Below are 16496 nucleotides of genomic sequence, written 5' to 3' on the forward strand. Positions count from 1 at the left end.
CTGCTGAATTTGACATCGTGTTAACTCACTCATACCTATTTACTGGTAACCGAGCACCCTATATCACTCTCATAGGACATGCCGTCATAAATAACTACTCTATACTCTTTTATAAGGGCTTTCGACAACCCTAAGGGGATATAGGCAAGTAGCGACAACAAAAATCACCAAAAAGTGACAGTAGGCTAACTGCAGTATGAATGACTTCAAACTTCCCAAAGAAGTTAAAATAGTCGAGGTGGGACCTAGGGATGGTCTACAAAATGAACGTCAGACCATAAGCACAGCAGATAAGGTCGAGTTTATCAAACGCCTCCACAAGAGTGGCATCAACGATATCGAAATAGGTAGCTTCGCGCACCCAGCGTGGGTTCCACAAATGGCTGATACTGAAGATGTTGTACGCGAACTAACTCCCTTCCAGGGCCACTACAGTGCCCTTGTCCCAAATCGACAAGGGCTTCGTCGAGCCATTGATTCTGGCATCGAAGAGATCGCTATAATTGCCTCGGCCTCTGAAACCTTTAGCCAAAACAACATCAACTGCTCCATCAAAGATAGCCTGAAACGCTTCGAGCAGATAATTACCCTTGCCCATCAACAGAGCATTCGTGTTCGTGGATACGTCTCCTGTGTGGCTGGCTGTCCCTATGAAGGGGATATTGCCCACGACGCCGTCGTTAACCTGAGCTTACAACTAAGCGAGCTGGGTTGTTACGAGATCTCTCTAGGTGACACCATCGGCATTGGTACGCCATTGCAGATAGCTGAGCTTATAAATGCCATCAGTCAACGTGTCGATATTGACACTCTCGCCATTCACTGCCACGACACTTACGGACAGGCACTGGCCAATATCCTAGCAGCCCTTCAACAAGGCGTATCTATCATCGATAGTTCAGTAGCTGGGCTCGGTGGCTGCCCTTATGCAGAAGGAGCAAGTGGTAATGTGGCCACAGAAGATGTCGTCTATTTATTACGAGGGATGGGAATAGCCACGGGCATTGACCTGTTAAAACTACTCAATGCAGGACGCTTCATCTGTCACACATTATCTCGTCGCAGCCAATCTAAAGTCGCTATCGCCATGCAAACTAGTGGAGCAAATATCAATACACCAGCTTAATTCAGAGCGGAGGAAACACCCTTAAAAGCGCTTATATGCTGTAAGTAACTCGTTGACAACAGAGGCATCATGGCCGCGATAGGCCATAAAACGCGCTCGCTTTGTGTATTCTTTTGCATCAGCAATCACACTCTCAGCATATTTTCGCTGATAACACTCGGCAGCGATAGAAAACCAGTCAATATCAAGTTCCTGCAATACCTCCTCTATCAAGTAGGAGCTCACACGCTTTGGATAGAGGTCTTGTTGAATACGGCGCCAACCATGATTTCTATTGATACGACTATGAATGTAGCTTTCGACAAAACGACGGTCACTCTGTAAGCCATCCTGCTGTAATGATTGTAAAGCAGATAGGATCAACTGATGATGTGAGGAGCGCTGCTCTTCATCACATTTGACAAAGCGCTTCTTCAAACGCTCAGTTAATTCACCAAAGGAGTACTCTCTTCTCGCCAGCAAGTCCATTGCTGCATTTTTTGCCTGCTTATAAAGCTCGTAGCTTTGCTCATCCTCAAAAGACTCTGACGGATGAAACTGAGGGGCAGTTTCCGTCAGAGCGGCAACGGTGACAGGGACCCCATCACCGCTTATCGTCTCACCGGCAAAGGCCGACGAAACCATATCTTTAACTGCCTTGGCTCTGTGAAAAACCGCAATAGCGTGTTCATCTAAGAGCTCTTCAGCAGCTTTTTCTGTCATTATTTCGCCGCAGCGGCACTATCTTTCTTGCTCGCTTTATTTGCGGATTTATCAGCAGCTTTGCCTTCTGACTCGGGTGTCGCAGTAGCTAACAACTGAGCGCGAATAGTGCCTTCAATTTCAGCGCAGATTTCAGGGTTTTCTGTTAGGTAGCGTGCCGCATTGGCTTTGCCTTGACCAATTTTACTCCCTTTATAAGCATACCAAGCACCCGACTTATCAACGAGTCCCTGCTTCACACCTAGGTCGATAACCTCACCCATACGATAGATACCCTTACCATACAATATCTGGAATTCCGCCTGCTTGAATGGGGGCGACACCTTGTTCTTCACAACCTTCACTCTGGTCTCATTACCGATCACCTCATCACCGTCTTTCACGGCGCCAATGCGACGGATATCCAAGCGCACTGATGAGTAGAACTTCAAAGCATTACCACCTGTGGTCGTTTCAGGGTTGCCGAACATAACACCAATCTTCATACGAATCTGATTGATGAAAATAACCAGAGTGTTTGAATTCTTAATTACACCCGTCAACTTACGCATCGCCTGCGATAATAAACGCGCCTGGAGACCAACATGGCTATCCCCCATATCACCCTCGATCTCAGCCTTTGGGACTAATGCCGCGACCGAGTCAATAACCAATACATCAACGGCACCAGAGCGCACAAGCATATCGGTAACTTCCAGCGCCTGCTCACCGGTATCTGGCTGAGATAAAATCAGGTTATCAATATTAACCCCTAACTTTTCTGCATAGATTGGATCCAGCGCGTGCTCAGCGTCAATAAAAGCACAGGTACCGCCTACTTTCTGAGCTTCGGCAATCACTGACAGCGTCAACGTTGTCTTACCAGATGACTCTGGCCCGTAGATCTCAACAATCCGCCCCTGGGGCAGCCCGCCAATGCCTAGAGCAATATCCAGCGCCAGAGAGCCGGTAGAAATAGATGGGATGGCCTGCACCTGCTGGTCACCCATGCGCATAACCGTGCCTTTACCAAATTGACGCTCAATCTGTGCTAGTGCGGCTGATAGGGCCTTATCCTTGTTTGCATCCATTAGTCTATGCTCTCTCGAAGTTCTAAATGTTAATCGTTCGCCGCCATGGCATTTAATAAATGTATAACAGTATTCAATGAAGCAGAGCATTCAATGAAACACTGCTGCAGCCCTGAATATAGTTAACTGCATAGGCTAGCGGGTCACTCATCATAATATATTTAAACAGTGAAACCACTGTACACCCATTCAGCTGTATAGATCAACAGTAAATTTGCATTCTACCGATATTTTAGTTCGACAGTGCTCCGCTGCCAATAATAGACGCTCAGCCCGTCGACCTACACCGCCCAAGAGTTGAGCTTGCTCAACACACCACAAAAGGTTTATCCATAGCGCGTAACGCCGCCAAAGTTGCAGACCTTTGGGCTTCAGTGTCCGCTTATAATCACTCTGTAGGTAACCGCAAAGCCGCAGATAATCATCATGATCTAAGCTCAGGATCACTGAGCTGAAGGCCAGCTCCTGCTCTACGGTGCCAAGACTAGCGTATTCCCAATCGATCAGTACACCACCTCGATCATCCGTTAGCACATTCGCCAAGGAGATATCATTGTGACACACGCTTAGATGAGACTCTGGCTCATTGCCCTGCCAGCACGCCATCGCACTGGCCAGCCCCTCCGCATCCTCCCAAGATATCAAGCGAAGTATAGAGGCCGTTATTTCAGTACAGTGCTCGATGCGCCGACGATAGCGTAACAGGTCAGCCCCAGTCGCCAGCGGCTGTAGCTGCGATAACACCGACGACGGACACTTACTCCTACTCACCACTGAGATTAACGAAGCGATTTGCCGCAATGAATCCTGTTTCGCCAGCCCTTTACCTAATAGGTCCCCTCGATCACACCAAGGGTAAATCCACAGATAACCATCTTCACTCACTTGTATGGCAGCCAAACCGAAGCCCTGCTCCGACGCCCAGAGCTCTAATGCACGCGTTTTCGCAACTGATTCAGCAGAGCTCAACACATCTAAGGATTTAACAAAATAGCTGGCATGCTGAGTCTGACACTGATATACAGAGTTCGACTGCCCCAACTCCAGTGCGCTCAAGGAAACAATGTTCCTAACCCCCATTGCCGACAGTTTCGCCAACAGCTCTTGCTGCACCAATTGCTTCACCGTGAGTCCTGCGCCGTCCGCCCTTGCCACTCCCCGCGCCAACGAAAGTAGCCAAAAATGCAGACCAGGCTATAAACGGTAAACAAGAGCGCTGTTACATGTAGCCCTTTCATCACATACAAATACACTGACACTGTATCGATAATAAAAAAATACAACCAGTTAGACAGCACTTTATTAGCGACAAGATAGGTCGCAAACACCGCGAAACAAGTGGTAAAGGCATCCCAATAAGGGAAGTCGGTATGCAGCACATCTTGGCCGAAGCGGGCTAATAAATAAGTCGGCAGCAATAAAGCGACTATCGCCACCGCATGCCAACGCCATGAGTACTCAACCACAGTCAAAGGCTTATCCTCTACTCCTCGACGCCAGCGCCACCAACCATATACAGCCATATACATATAGTAAATTTGCAACAAAGAATCCAACTGCAGGTTAACGCCGTAGAATAACCATGTGTAGATCGCCGTACTAATAAACGCCGCAGGCCAACACCAACGACTGCCTTCTGCCGCCAACACAACATAGCAAACGCTTAATAGCGCTGCCAAGCCTTCCCATCCCCAAAGCATGTCTGCTAATGACACAACTAGATCCATTAAAATATAGCCTTCTCTAATTACTTACACCCGCCCCTATTCTATAGTGACAAGCCCGTCTTATTTGTTACCATAGTCAATAAATACTAAGGTAAGTGCTGAAATAATATTACCTTTCGCTTATACGAGCGGCTAAATTTCTAACATGGCAGATATTGCATCGTCGTCCTGTTAATACAAACAGAATAAAAAGACTTAAACTTATGCGCCTCTCAATACGCAATAAAATGCTCTTCTTCATTGCGCTGCCGTGCACACTTATCTATTTGGCGGCACTGTTCTTTATGCTCCGCTCCAGCTGGCTGCAAAACTATCGCAGCGCTGAGCAGCAACTACGCGATTCCGCAGAGAGCAGTGCTGATCTATTTGAGCAATACATCACTAAATCCGCAAACATTGCTGACACGGGCGCCAGTTTTGTCAGCATTATCGATGACCTTGATGAAAAAGAGCTATACAACCTACTGCACGCCAACGTAGCGAACAACCCGGAAGTCTACGGCTCCGCTATTGCTTTCGAACCAGGTAGCTACCGCAGAACCAACGAACTTTTTGCCCCGTATGTTTATCGTAACAACGATGGCCTTGCCGAGATGAATATATCCCAGGATATTCTTGACTGGTATAACGACCCCAAATGGGAGTGGTGGCACCTTCCGAAAAGTGAACATACCGGGGTTTGGACCTCTCCTTACTTTGATGACGGCGCTGGCAACATCCTGATGACAACCTATTCAGCCCCCTTCTACAACAGAGGGCTATTTTGGGGGGTGATGACCATTGACCTTGACCTGCAAGACTTACAGAAAAAAATCAGCCAATTAGTGCCTGAAGGCACTCAATTGGCCATCATTACTGCAGATACCGGCCAATTTGTCCTCTCGCCCAATACTGATGACATCATGGTCTCTAACATCAATGAAAAACTGCAACAATACAGCCCTGATAATGCCGATATTATTGGCCGTTCCCTCACCGCTGGCGGTAGTGGTGAAATGGAAGTTGACGGCTTGCTTGACGCAAACCCCTCTCTGATCGCCTACACCCCTATAAAGTCGACTAACTGGGTCTTAATCACAGCGACACCCGTCCATCACGCTACCGCCGCATTTCGTGACGTCCTACCACTACTGGTCACTCCCTTTGTCATTGCGCTTCTACTGACAAATGGCACCATTTTACTGATCTCTCGACGACTAACCGGGCCGTTGATGCTGTTGCGCGACAATGCCCTCGCCATCTCCGAAGGGGAGCTAACACCCGAAACCAACCTGCCTGATACCGACGACGAAATTGGCGACCTTTCATTGGCCTTCAAAAAAATGAACACCGATCTTCAGGAAAATATCAATAGGTTGAGCACAGAACACGCCGAGCGCCTACAGGCAGAGGAGTCCAATAGAGCCAAAAGTGAATTCTTGTCGAACATGAGCCATGAGCTACGCACCCCGCTCAACGGCATCATGGGCTACACCCAGGTTATGCAGCGCGACGGTAGCGCCAACGCTAGCCAAAAGAAGATGCTCAACTCACTGCTAAATTGCAGTGAACACCTGCTCAGTCTAATCAATGACGTATTGGACCTATCGAAGATCGAAGCCGGCAGCATGGAGATCAATAACAGCAGCACCGACTTACACCGGCTGCTTAACGACGTCTCCGATATCATCAAGGTAAAGGCAGAAGATAAGGCACTCGATTTCTCTATAAAGGTATCCCCTGAGGTCCCACGTATTATCGAGACCGACAACCGTAAGCTGCGCCAAATACTCATCAATCTACTCGGCAATGCGATCAAATTTACCAGCAAAGGCAGCGTTCACTTGGAGGTCTTCGAACAACCCGATAACCGCCTGCGTCTTGATGTTGTCGATACTGGGGTCGGCATCCACGAGGAACAACAGGAGAAAATATTCGCCCCATTTACTCAGATGAGCGCAGGTAAAGCTGCTGGCGGTACTGGTCTTGGTCTTTCTATATCTAAACTACTTTGTGAAAAAATGGACGGCTCACTGAGCGTAAACAGCACACCTAATGTTGGCAGCCGATTCTCCATTGAGCTCCCACTGAGCGAAACCTTGGAAGAGGAGATTGGTGCCTTCTCCCCACTAGACGACTTCACCTACGCCAAACTATCCTCCGAGCCAATAGACATATTAATTGTTGACGACAGACAGACCAATCGCGAAGTACTGGAGTACCTGCTGGTCAACGCTGGCTTTAATTGCAGCACAGCTAATGATGGCATCGAAGCCATCAGCATGATCAATCATAAGAAGTTCGCATTGGTGCTGATGGATATACGCATGCCAAATATGAACGGCATTGATGCAGTGAAAATAATACGTCGCTCTAAGCAACATCGCCTGCTACCCGTTCTCGCTATTACCGCCAGTGTCTTTCCCGAGTTTAAGGACCAAGCCTCAAGCGTGGGCTTTAACGGCTTTATCGCCAAGCCCTTCAAAGCCGCAGAACTATTCGAGCAAATCCAACGCCTCTGCAATGTGAGCTATAGCAATATTTATCCCACCTCCCCGGCACCGCTGAGTATCGCACTATCGGAACCACAACAATCACCTCGCCCAGATGAACAAGCTATTTACCTGCCTCCAGCTTGGCTAGAACCACTAAAACAAGCCTCCGCCGTAAACAATATTACGACGGTTCTCAGTCTATCAAAGAAGATGATGGCTACTCCTGAGCTACGCGACGCCGCCATAGAAATCGCCAACCTCGCCGAAAGCTTTGAGTTCGAAGAGCTGATGAGGCGGCTACAAACTCACGAAAAGTAAGCTTAAGGTTATTTTTTTAAAGCAAAAAAAAGCCCGCTCATCTGAGCGGGCTTTAAGTATATGGCATCCCGTAGGGGACTCGAACCCCTGTTACCGCCGTGAAAGGGCGGTGTCCTAGGCCTCTAGACGAACGGGACGCGATGCCTTGCTTGATGCCCCTAAGACCATCTTGCTTCGAGGAGGCCAACTCCTCAAGACGGGGCGAATATTACCGGTTTGCCTCAGAAATGCAACCTTCAATCGCTTCTTTTATATTGTTTTTCCAAACAACGATAGATTTGACTAAAAAACAGGTAAATCAAAAGACTCTATTCAGCACCAACCCTTTGATATCAGCACAACAAGAAAATCAGGCAAAAAAAAGCCCGCTCATCTGAGCGGGCTTTTAGTATATGGCATCCCGTAGGGGACTCGAACCCCTGTTACCGCCGTGAAAGGGCGGTGTCCTAGGCCTCTAGACGAACGGGACGCGATGCCTGCAAACTTAGAAACTCGTTCTAAAGCTGCACTGAGGAGGCCAACTCCTCAAGACGGGGCTGATCATAATGACTGAGAGAGTTATTGCAAGCTTTTTTTCTTCCCTTCATCAAATCAACCGAATAGCTGGCTAAATATCAATCACCTTAACTAGGCAACGTAGTCATTTCTATACCCCAAAAAATAAACATCGCGTAAAAAAATCAACAGCACCAACAAGCCACGAATAGCTACTACTACCTAGGGGTTTACACTTAGAGAAAGCCCTTTTTTATCCTGAAGATACAAGTAAACTGGTACTAGCTCACCTTTCTATAAATCTTTATGCAAAAACCTAGAAAAAGGCGCTTCGACTGTATATTTTACGCTATCTTTAGCTGATAAAGATCCGATAAACAAATGAGAGGAAAGCACGACAATGCGTAAAACACTACTTACCAGCACCCTTGCACTAACATCTTTACTGAGCGTTGCAAGTTATGCTGACAACGCAGGCCTTAGCATTAGTGATGACTCTGCAAAATTCGGCTATGAGCACGAAACCGACACCTTCTCCACTCAGGCTAACTGGCTCTACCACGAAGATAATGGCAGCTTATACAGCGGCGGTCTTTACGCCAAAGGCCAAGAAGGCATGTTTAGCGCCAAGCTTGGTGGCAAGATCTATTACGCCGATCTAGAGGACGGTGACGGTTACGGTATCGCCCTCGGCGGTAGCGGCACACTGCATATCACTGAGCAATTCCGCCTTATTGCCGACCTACATTACTCCCCAAGCATACTCGCCTTCAGTGACATCGAGCGCCTTAAAGAGGGGGAGATTAAAGCTCAGTTCCAAGCCCTCCCTAATGCCACCATCGACGTAGGCTACCGAAACGTTACCGCCAAGGTCGACCACTACGGCAACGAGAAGATCGACAAAGGTCTATTCGCTGGCGTTAACATGAGCTTCTAAAGCCAACCTACCTCTACATCTCATTTAAACTAATGATATGTAAAGGCCTATTGCTAGTTCGACAATTCAATGGGGTAATTAACAAGCTCCCCATATGAATTGTCGCGCCATACGGGTTAATATGTTTGCACAATAAACTTACTAACCTTTGGCATAAACATCATGAAGAACATCTTAATTATTGGCGGTGGCGCCGGCGGCCTACCGCTGGCCACCTACCTCGGTAAAAAGCTCGGCAAGAAAGGCCTTGCCAAAATCACCTTAGTCGACAGCAATCACTCGCACATCTGGAAACCTCGTTTTCATGAAGTTGCAACCGGCTCACTCGATTCAGACCTTGACTCCGTCAGCTACCGCGCCCACTCCGGCATCAATCATTACGAGTTTGAGCAAGGCACCCTTACCAGCATCGATCGTGAAAGCAAAACAGTGCAACTGGCTGCCATCATTGATGAGCAAGGTGAAACCATCCTTCCTCAGCGCAGCCTCGCTTACGATTACTTGTGCTTAACCATCGGCAGCCGCAGTAATGACTTCGGTGTCAAAGGCGTACAAGAGAATTGTTGCTTCCTAGATTCTAGCGAGCAAGCCGACCGATTCCGCACCCGCTTTCTCAACGCCTGCCTAAAAACCAACCACAGTAAACAGCCCCTCTCAATCTCCATACTGGGCGGCGGTGCTACTGGCGTCGAGTTGGCAGCTGAAATTCACCATGCCGTTGACATGCTTAAGCTATATGGCCATGGCGAGCTCGATCGCAGCTTACTTAATGTCCAGCTGATCGAAGCAGGCCCTCGCATTCTACCCGCACTAAAAGAGCGCATATCATACTCTGCACATGAGCAGCTAGAGTCCATGGGTGTAAAGGTCCACACAGGCACCGCGGTCACCTCCGTCGGCCATGATGGCTTCCACATTAAAGATGGCTCTGTGATCGGTGGCGACATCCTAGTCTGGGCCGCAGGCATTCTTGCCCCCAAGTTTCTTTCAGAGATCGAAGGGCTAGAAAGTAATCGTATCAACCAATTACTCGTCAAGCCGACCCTGCAGACTACAAACGACGATACTATATTTGCGCTGGGTGATTGTTGCAGCTGCATGGGCGATGATGGCAAGCCAATAGCTCCACGCGCTCAAGCAGCACAACAAATGGCAAAGCAGACTGCGACAAACTTAGTCAATCTGATCAAAGGCAAGCCTCTTGAGGACTTCCATTATGACGACAAGGGTTCGCTGGTATCGCTTAGCAAATTTGCCTCTGTAGGCTATATGATGGGCAGCCTACGTGGCAGCAACTTTTTTGTGGAGGGCTGGCTCGCACGCATCATGTATATCGGTCTCTACCGTTTTCATCAAGCAGCACTGTATGGCTGGCCAAAAACCATCTTACTTCTCATGGCCGGACGATTTAACCGCCTCGTTAGGCCAAGACTCAAATTGCACTAAATCGAGAAAAAAGCCTTATCGGCAAGCGAACTGAGAAGCTCGCTCGCCGATGACGCTACATCATAACAAGGCAAAACAGCCCCCAAAAACAATCTATACAAGTTAGAGCAACTCATCGACAGCCTTGCCAATGATTGCTTTAAAGATCAAACCGATATCATGCCAGGCCGATTGATAGTCGCTATTCCACTTCTCACCAAGAGCCTCCTTCACAGCGAGCTCTAAGCTGTCGATCAAAACAAAGTAATACGCCTCATCCTTAAGCCCATAGATCTGGTGCCGGAGTACCTCCTGCGCAATATGAACCTCTGCAAAATCAGGGTGGTTGACAATATCCGTTATAAACTCAAAAACAATCTTGAGCTTTTTACCTTTAAAGTACCCTATATCTGTACCGGCAAAGTATTGAGAAATTTCAGGGTAGGCCGCAAAGAACTTATCAAAGAAGCTCTCCGCCAACTTGTTCGCACCGACTTTTTCGAGCGCCAGATTAAAAGAGCCTTCTAACTGCGACACATAATCTTCCATAACTTCATCCACTAGAACTGATAGGCTTAACCGTAAACAACTTATTACATCAATTTCATCCCCATATAATTAAACAGAATAAGAAATTAATAGTCCAGTATGCAAATAAAATTACGCTTTTAATACAAGAGCCTGGAGGGTGCTGAAATAGCTAGCTGATATTTTGGCGCAAAACAACTAAACATGCGTTTAATTACTACATGATAATTTATTCTTTGTAGGATGTTGATTAAAATCATTCCAGACAGCAATAACCGTAAGTAGTATCACCTGCGCGTTTCACAGAGGGATCTTAGCTAACTATGTTTACAGATCATCTGCTCGTACATATAACTCATTAGAACAACAGCCCAAACAACGGGCAGCAAGGCTTTAAATATGACCTCTTCAAACCCTCTAAGAGCCTGGCTAAACCTCGCGCTCTGGAAAAAAATCGTAATCGCAATGATACTCGGCGTTATCGTTGGCCTTTTCATGGGCGAAGATGCCCTTTGGCTAAAGCCTATTGGTGACTTATTTGTCAGCACCATCAAAATGCTGATCGTCCCCCTCGTGTTCTGCTCCCTTATTGTCGGCGTCACCTCAATGAAAGACTCAACAGCCATGGGACGCATCAGCATAAAATCAATTATTCTCTATCTGGGAACCACTGCTATCGCGATCACCATCGGCCTTGCGATGGGACACCTGTTCCAACCCGGTGCTGCGATGAACCTTACAGCCAATGCCGCTGCTGACGCCAAGGAAGCCCCCTCTTTAATCGCCACCTTCCTAAACCTAGTACCTAAAAACCCAGTCAACGCATTAGCCGAAGGTAACATTCTTCAAATTATTGTCTTCGCCCTATTTTTGGGCATCTCTCTCGCCTTAATCGGTGAAAAAGGTAAGCCGGCCATCGCGGTTTTCGACAGCCTTGCTGAGGCAATGTACAAGCTAACCGCCATTGTCATGAGCTTCGCGCCATACGGCGTGTTCGCCCTTATTGCATGGGTCGCAGGCACCTACGGCGTAAAAACACTCGGCAACCTCGCCTGGGTTATTCTCGCCGTTTATGTTGGCTGCCTGCTACACATCTATCTCTTCTATGGGGCTCTCGTTAAGTTTCTCGGCCGCCTCAGCCCAATTCGCTTCTTCAAAGGTATTCGTAACGCCCAAGCTATCGCCTATACCACATCGAGCAGTGCAGGAACTTTACCAGCCAGCATGAGCGCCGCCCAAAATCACCTCGGTGTCAGCAAGGGGATCAGCAGCTTCGTATTGCCACTGGGAGCCACCATAAACATGGATGGCACCGCCCTCTACCAAGGCGTCTGCGCCCTGTTTGTAGCCCAGGCCTTTGGCATCGACCTAAGCTCTGGTGATTACGTTACGATCATTATTACCGCAACACTCGCCTCTATTGGTACCGCTGGCGTCCCGGGTGCTGGCCTTATCATGCTGTCACTCATCCTTAGTACCGTCGGCCTACCGATGGAAGGTATTGCCATCATCGCCGGCATCGACCGCATCCTCGACATGGCACGTACTACCGTGAATATCTCCGGCGACCTGATGGTTACCACGCTTGTCGCTAAGAGCGAAGGGCAACTGGACGAATCCATCTACAACGATCCGAATACACAGGAGCCTACTGTTAGCTAACATCTAAACAGTGAACCTAGCATGACCATTAAGATGGCAGCCCAACGGCTGCCATCTTTTTTTTGACCACACAGAACCGCTAGTATTCATTCAGAATCTCTTTACAATATTGCCTATTCACAGTGTATAGAGTTTCCACCCGCTACGAATAAAAAGGCCACTCGCCTTATCAAGAAGAGCCCAACATGACAGAATTAAAAGATAGCATCATTCGAGAAATGAAAGTCCTTCCTACTATCGACGTCGCCTTTGAAGTGCGTCGACGTACTGACTTCATTAAGCAACAACTGCTCAACTCAGGCCTAAAAAGCCTTGTTCTAGGCATTAGCGGCGGCGTCGATTCATCCACCTGTGGCCGCCTCTGCCAACTCGCCATTGAAGAGCTCAACGAAGAAAAACAAGGCTACCGATTTATTGCTGTCCGTCTCCCCTACTCGGTCCAGGCCGATGAAGAGGACGCTCAACTTGCCCTGCAATTCATCAAACCAATGCATTCACTGGTCATCAATGTGCAGGCTGGCGCCGACGGCATTCATCACGAAGTACTTCGTTCTATTAGTGCTGGCGGGCTTCCAGAAACCACCGCCTTCAGCCAGGACTTCAACAAAGGCAATGTTAAAGCCCGGATGCGCATGACGGCACAGTATGAAGTCGCCGGCCTCTATCAAGGCCTCGTCCCAGGCACTGACCATAGCGCTGAAAACATCTCTGGCTTTTTCACTAAGCACGGTGACGGTGCTTGCGATCTAGCCCCTCTATTTGGCCTCAATAAGCGGCAAGTACGCGCCCTTGCCGAGCATTTAGGCGCCCCTACTAGCGTCTACCAAAAAGTGCCAACAGCCGACCTTGAGGATGATCGCCCTCAACTAGAAGACGAAATTGCTCTCGGCGTCAGCTACGATCAAATCGACGACTTTCTTGAAGGTAAAAGTATCGACACGAACGCCGAAAAGAAAATTATCGACACCTACTGCAAAACGCGACACAAACGCGAACCTATTCCAACACCCGTCTAGGGGCTACCGCCATAAACACAACGCCATAGACACAGCTGTATAGTGGCGCGCTATAGCCATAACAAGTCACAGAGAATAAAGGGCATAAAAAACCCGCTCGACCTAGGCCGAGCGGGTTTTTTTTGAAGCTAACGCCTACTTCTTCACGGTCAACATATACTCCGCGATCGCAAGACGCGTCTTCTCGTCAAGATAGTTCTGTGGAGGCATCTCAGGGAAGTCCTTACGCTTTTTAATCGGCGCATTAATATAATCTGAAATTCCTTGAGGATTATCCATGTACATCGCTTGGATAATCTGTGTTGGTGGGCCTATCATACGAACACTGTAAGCATGGCAACCAGCGCAGATACCGTAGTAACCTCGCTCACCTAGCTGCTCAACGGGCACTGTACGCGGCGCAACCGGCTCCGCAAGCAACATAGTCCTAATATGATTCGTGTCGTAAGGCTCACACTGAGCATAATCCGCCCCAAGGTTCAGGCTGTGAATAGCACCCATATTCGCGGCACATTTGTTCACGCCCTTACCTGTATCGGCAAAGTCTGGCCCTTTGCTTTCTAGCTTAGCTGCTAACAAAATCTTCAACTCACCAACAGGGTTATGTCCATTGTCGATCATGAAGTTGTTCAGCAGCTTGATGCCATCAGGGTTAGGCTCAGAGTCAGGGTCATTCGCCACGTTTGCCGCCATACTTAGGTCGGTGATGGTAATACCCGCATTATCATTGCCACTAATGATATTATTTTCAATCACAACGTCATCAGCCGCCATCACCAGAATACCTGTTCCTGGTGGAATACCGGCAACAATAGAGCCTGGTGCACCAAAGTTTTCGTGATTATTATTAACGATGAAGTTATTACGGACGATGACATCGTAGGTCGTTTTGATCGGCAGACCTGGGGTGATAAAAACCAAGATACCGCCCGTATTATCATGGGCATGATTGTTTTCTACGAGAGCGTGACGGGTATTCTCAATCTCAATTCCAGCAACATTATTAAATACTTCGTTATTACGCACATCAATGTTGTCACACATACCGACGTAAATAGCCGCATCTTCAATGCCGCTTAAGACGTTACGCTCAATCAAGCCGTTTTTACCGTACTGAGGGAAAATACCATAAACACCGGTGTCTACGATCCAGTTATTGCGGATAATAAAGTTATTACCCGCCTGCCCCATGATGGCGTTACCCTTGTAGTGAATGATTTTGAAATTCTCTACCGTAATACTGTTGCCCGAATATAAGATCGCATCGTTGCGTTGACGCTCACCATCCAAAACAGGCCACTTACCATCCTTAATGACACCTGTCAGGCGAATATTGTTTTTATCAATGTAAACAATTTGCTTATAGGTGCCAGGCATCACCGCGATAGTGTCGCCAGGTTTTGCTAGCTCAACAGCATCTTGAATCGATTCACCGTCGTTTACAAAGATAGTCTCACCCGTATAAACATTGGCGATCTGTGCTGCCGCTTCGTCGGCACCGTAATCATCGCCCTCGATCGCCGCAACTTGAGCCGACTGCGTAATAACGACAGGCGCACCCCCTCCTCCTAACTGCTTGCCGACCATCACGCCAGCAGCCACTAACACCAAAACCAAGACGGTTTTTAGTAACCTATTCATGTTGCAACTCCATCCTAAAAAACATTTTTATTATCATCGTCATCACTAACGAGCTAGCGAAAACTTTTTACCACAACAACCTGAAGCCACTCCTCGCTTAAATCAAACGAGCGAACGGCCTCGGCATCCTATTCACCTCATCAACGGCGATACTGACCGTGTGCTAGAGGTAATCCCGAAGGCAATAGCGCTGGTACTGCAGGCTTAAAAGACTCATCGGTCAATGTCTGCAGAAAGTCTACCACCCTATCTAACTCATCATCCGTCAGGTTTGGTTCCCATATATGCCAGTGAATATTCAAATGCTCACCCTCCGGCACTGCATGGCCCCGCCCCTGAGTATAAAACTCTACGGCCTCACGCAGCGTGGCAAACCGCCCCGAGTGCATGTAGGGTGCTGTTAAAGCGATATTACGCAGAGAGGGGACTTTAAAGCTACCCCGCTGTGACTTAATGCCGGTAACTTTCTCAGCACCAACATCGCGTGGCATCCCCACTGGCTCCGGCGTGCCTATGACAGCCATCTGTTGATTGGTAAAAAGTGGCGGCGTATGGCACTCGCCACAGCGAGCGACAAAAGAGCGAAAGACATTAAGACCAGCCTTTTCATCCTCGTTTAAAGCATCTGCATAACCGTGAGCATATTGATCATAGCGGCTGTTAAGGGAGATAAGCGTAGACTGAAAAGCAGTAATCGCAGTCAATACTTGCGGCAATGTAATAAGCTTCTCCTCCTCTGCATAAGCCTCTCCGAACATACGCCGATAGACCTCATTATTATTTAGCGCAGCTAGCAAGCCCTCTGGTGTATTATTCATTTCATGCGAATCAAATAACGGCTCTTCAGCCTGCTCTTCTAACGAGTCAGCTCTGGCATCCCAAAATAGCTTATCGAGAAATGCAACATTCCACAGTGTTGGTGCAGAACGCTGTAGCAGTTTTCCATCCCCACCTAAGCTTCTGCCCATGCCGTCACTAAAACCTTGGTCTGGGTCGTGACAGGTCGCACAGGACATCTTACCGTTAGCGGACAGTAAAGGATCAAAGAATAAATACCGACCTAGATCGATCTGCTGCGGGCTAAAACCGTCCCGGTAGCCTGGTGGCAAAGCAATCTGTAATCCGCCTAGCCCTTTGTTTTCAAGTGATTGGTAGTTTTGATAGAGCGTACGAAGCTCGCAGCCTACTGATGTTAACTCAAAGCCCGCTGGGCAATGATCATTTAACGACAACGCGTCGACACTTGTGCTTGCTGGCGTGGCCGCTGGAGTACTGTCAGCAGCCAACACTGCCTGAAAGGCTAGCGCTAGCAGAGCACTCGCGGCGAGAGAGAAGCCAACAATTAAATAACGGAGATGACGAAACATAAAGCCTC

General features: G+C 48.1%; 13 protein-coding genes and 2 tRNA genes. 6 read left to right on the forward strand and 9 right to left on the reverse strand.

The window, feature by feature from the left end; genetic code table 11:
- Nucleotides 1-196: 196 nt before the first annotated feature.
- Nucleotides 197-1126, forward strand: a complete 930-nt coding sequence (locus tag EDC56_RS01795; protein ID WP_123710817.1) for a hydroxymethylglutaryl-CoA lyase — start codon at nt 197-199, stop codon at nt 1124-1126.
- A 21-nt stretch (nt 1127-1147) separates the two neighbouring features.
- Here the strand turns inward: EDC56_RS01795 and EDC56_RS01800 are convergent, their stop codons facing one another.
- The 4 genes from EDC56_RS01800 to pnuC all read right to left on the reverse strand — a co-directional run bounded on the left by EDC56_RS01800 (nt 1148) and on the right by pnuC (nt 4625).
- Nucleotides 1148-1828, reverse strand: a complete 681-nt coding sequence (locus EDC56_RS01800) for a regulatory protein RecX (protein WP_123710818.1) — start codon at nt 1826-1828, stop codon at nt 1148-1150.
- Nucleotides 1828-2898, reverse strand: coding sequence for a recombinase RecA (gene recA / locus EDC56_RS01805; RefSeq protein WP_123710819.1), 1071 nt, complete (start codon nt 2896-2898; stop codon nt 1828-1830). The genes EDC56_RS01800 and recA overlap by 1 nt, the downstream gene beginning before the upstream one ends.
- 189 nt (nt 2899-3087) lie before the next feature.
- On the reverse strand, nt 3088-4023 hold the full coding sequence (locus EDC56_RS01810; RefSeq protein WP_123710820.1) for an aminoglycoside phosphotransferase family protein: 936 nt from the start codon (nt 4021-4023) through the stop codon (nt 3088-3090).
- Nucleotides 4020-4625, reverse strand: a complete 606-nt coding sequence (gene pnuC, locus EDC56_RS01815; RefSeq protein ID WP_123710821.1) for a nicotinamide riboside transporter PnuC — start codon at nt 4623-4625, stop codon at nt 4020-4022. Before pnuC ends, EDC56_RS01810 begins: the two co-directional genes overlap by 4 nt.
- A gap of 203 nt (nt 4626-4828) precedes the next feature.
- Here pnuC and EDC56_RS01820 point away from each other — a divergent pair, with 203 nt between their 5' ends.
- Nucleotides 4829-7417, forward strand: a complete 2589-nt coding sequence (locus EDC56_RS01820) for a PDC sensor domain-containing protein (RefSeq protein ID WP_123710822.1) — start codon at nt 4829-4831, stop codon at nt 7415-7417.
- A 61-nt stretch (nt 7418-7478) separates the two neighbouring features.
- Here the strand turns inward: EDC56_RS01820 and EDC56_RS01825 are convergent.
- Nucleotides 7479-7554: transfer RNA gene (locus EDC56_RS01825), tRNA-Glu, on the reverse strand.
- Between the two features lie 256 nt (nt 7555-7810).
- Nucleotides 7811-7886 (reverse strand) — tRNA-Glu (locus EDC56_RS01830).
- Between the two features lie 426 nt (nt 7887-8312).
- Between EDC56_RS01830 and EDC56_RS01835 the strand changes: the two genes are divergently transcribed.
- Together EDC56_RS01835 and EDC56_RS01840 are read left to right on the forward strand one after the other, a co-directional pair.
- Nucleotides 8313-8849 (forward strand): YfaZ family outer membrane protein, encoded by a 537-nt coding sequence (locus EDC56_RS01835; protein ID WP_123710823.1) that lies wholly within the window; start codon nt 8313-8315, stop codon nt 8847-8849.
- 162 nt (nt 8850-9011) lie between these two features.
- Nucleotides 9012-10295: an NAD(P)/FAD-dependent oxidoreductase gene (locus EDC56_RS01840; RefSeq protein ID WP_123710824.1), complete on the forward strand. Its 1284-nt coding sequence runs from the start codon at nt 9012-9014 to the stop codon at nt 10293-10295.
- A 102-nt stretch (nt 10296-10397) separates the two neighbouring features.
- Here EDC56_RS01840 and EDC56_RS01845 read toward each other — a convergent pair whose 3' ends face one another.
- On the reverse strand, nt 10398-10823 hold the full coding sequence (locus EDC56_RS01845; protein ID WP_148059278.1) for a globin domain-containing protein: 426 nt from the start codon (nt 10821-10823) through the stop codon (nt 10398-10400).
- Between the two features lie 378 nt (nt 10824-11201).
- Between EDC56_RS01845 and EDC56_RS01850 the strand changes: the two genes are divergently transcribed.
- Together EDC56_RS01850 and nadE are read left to right on the forward strand one after the other, a co-directional pair.
- Nucleotides 11202-12464: a dicarboxylate/amino acid:cation symporter gene (locus tag EDC56_RS01850; RefSeq protein WP_123710826.1), complete on the forward strand. Its 1263-nt coding sequence runs from the start codon at nt 11202-11204 to the stop codon at nt 12462-12464.
- Between the two features lie 185 nt (nt 12465-12649).
- Nucleotides 12650-13480, forward strand: a complete 831-nt coding sequence (gene nadE, locus EDC56_RS01855) for an ammonia-dependent NAD(+) synthetase (protein WP_123710827.1) — start codon at nt 12650-12652, stop codon at nt 13478-13480.
- Between the two features lie 135 nt (nt 13481-13615).
- On the opposite strand, the gene EDC56_RS01860 is transcribed toward nadE, so the two are convergent.
- Together EDC56_RS01860 and EDC56_RS01865 are read right to left on the reverse strand one after the other, a co-directional pair.
- Entirely contained in the window at nt 13616-15121 is a 1506-nt protein-coding gene (locus tag EDC56_RS01860; RefSeq protein ID WP_123710828.1) for a parallel beta-helix domain-containing protein, read from the reverse strand.
- Between the two features lie 140 nt (nt 15122-15261).
- Nucleotides 15262-16488, reverse strand: coding sequence for a cytochrome-c peroxidase (locus EDC56_RS01865; protein WP_123710829.1), 1227 nt, complete (start codon nt 16486-16488; stop codon nt 15262-15264).
- Between the last annotated feature and the right edge of the window lie 8 nt (nt 16489-16496).

The organism is Sinobacterium caligoides (genome assembly GCF_003752585.1).
Taxonomy (GTDB): Bacteria; Pseudomonadota; Gammaproteobacteria; order Pseudomonadales; family Sinobacteriaceae; genus Sinobacterium; species Sinobacterium caligoides.

What these genes read in the sequence shown, in the direction of transcription:
- EDC56_RS01795 (WP_123710817.1), top strand. Translation starts at nt 197, where the DNA reads ATGAATGACTTCAAACTTCCCAAAGAAGTTAAAATAGTCGAGGTGGGA.
- EDC56_RS01800 (WP_123710818.1), bottom strand. Translation starts at nt 1,828, where the DNA reads ATGACAGAAAAAGCTGCTGAAGAGCTCTTAGATGAACACGCTATTGCG.
- recA (WP_123710819.1), bottom strand. Translation starts at nt 2,898, where the DNA reads ATGGATGCAAACAAGGATAAGGCCCTATCAGCCGCACTAGCACAGATT.
- pnuC (WP_123710821.1), bottom strand. Translation starts at nt 4,625, where the DNA reads ATGGATCTAGTTGTGTCATTAGCAGACATGCTTTGGGGATGGGAAGGC.
- EDC56_RS01820 (WP_123710822.1), top strand. Translation starts at nt 4,829, where the DNA reads ATGCGCCTCTCAATACGCAATAAAATGCTCTTCTTCATTGCGCTGCCG.
- EDC56_RS01835 (WP_123710823.1), top strand. Translation starts at nt 8,313, where the DNA reads ATGCGTAAAACACTACTTACCAGCACCCTTGCACTAACATCTTTACTG.
- EDC56_RS01840 (WP_123710824.1), top strand. Translation starts at nt 9,012, where the DNA reads ATGAAGAACATCTTAATTATTGGCGGTGGCGCCGGCGGCCTACCGCTG.
- EDC56_RS01845 (WP_148059278.1), bottom strand. Translation starts at nt 10,823, where the DNA reads ATGGAAGATTATGTGTCGCAGTTAGAAGGCTCTTTTAATCTGGCGCTC.
- EDC56_RS01850 (WP_123710826.1), top strand. Translation starts at nt 11,202, where the DNA reads ATGACCTCTTCAAACCCTCTAAGAGCCTGGCTAAACCTCGCGCTCTGG.
- nadE (WP_123710827.1), top strand. Translation starts at nt 12,650, where the DNA reads ATGACAGAATTAAAAGATAGCATCATTCGAGAAATGAAAGTCCTTCCT.
- EDC56_RS01860 (WP_123710828.1), bottom strand. Translation starts at nt 15,121, where the DNA reads ATGAATAGGTTACTAAAAACCGTCTTGGTTTTGGTGTTAGTGGCTGCT.
- EDC56_RS01865 (WP_123710829.1), bottom strand. Translation starts at nt 16,488, where the DNA reads ATGTTTCGTCATCTCCGTTATTTAATTGTTGGCTTCTCTCTCGCCGCG.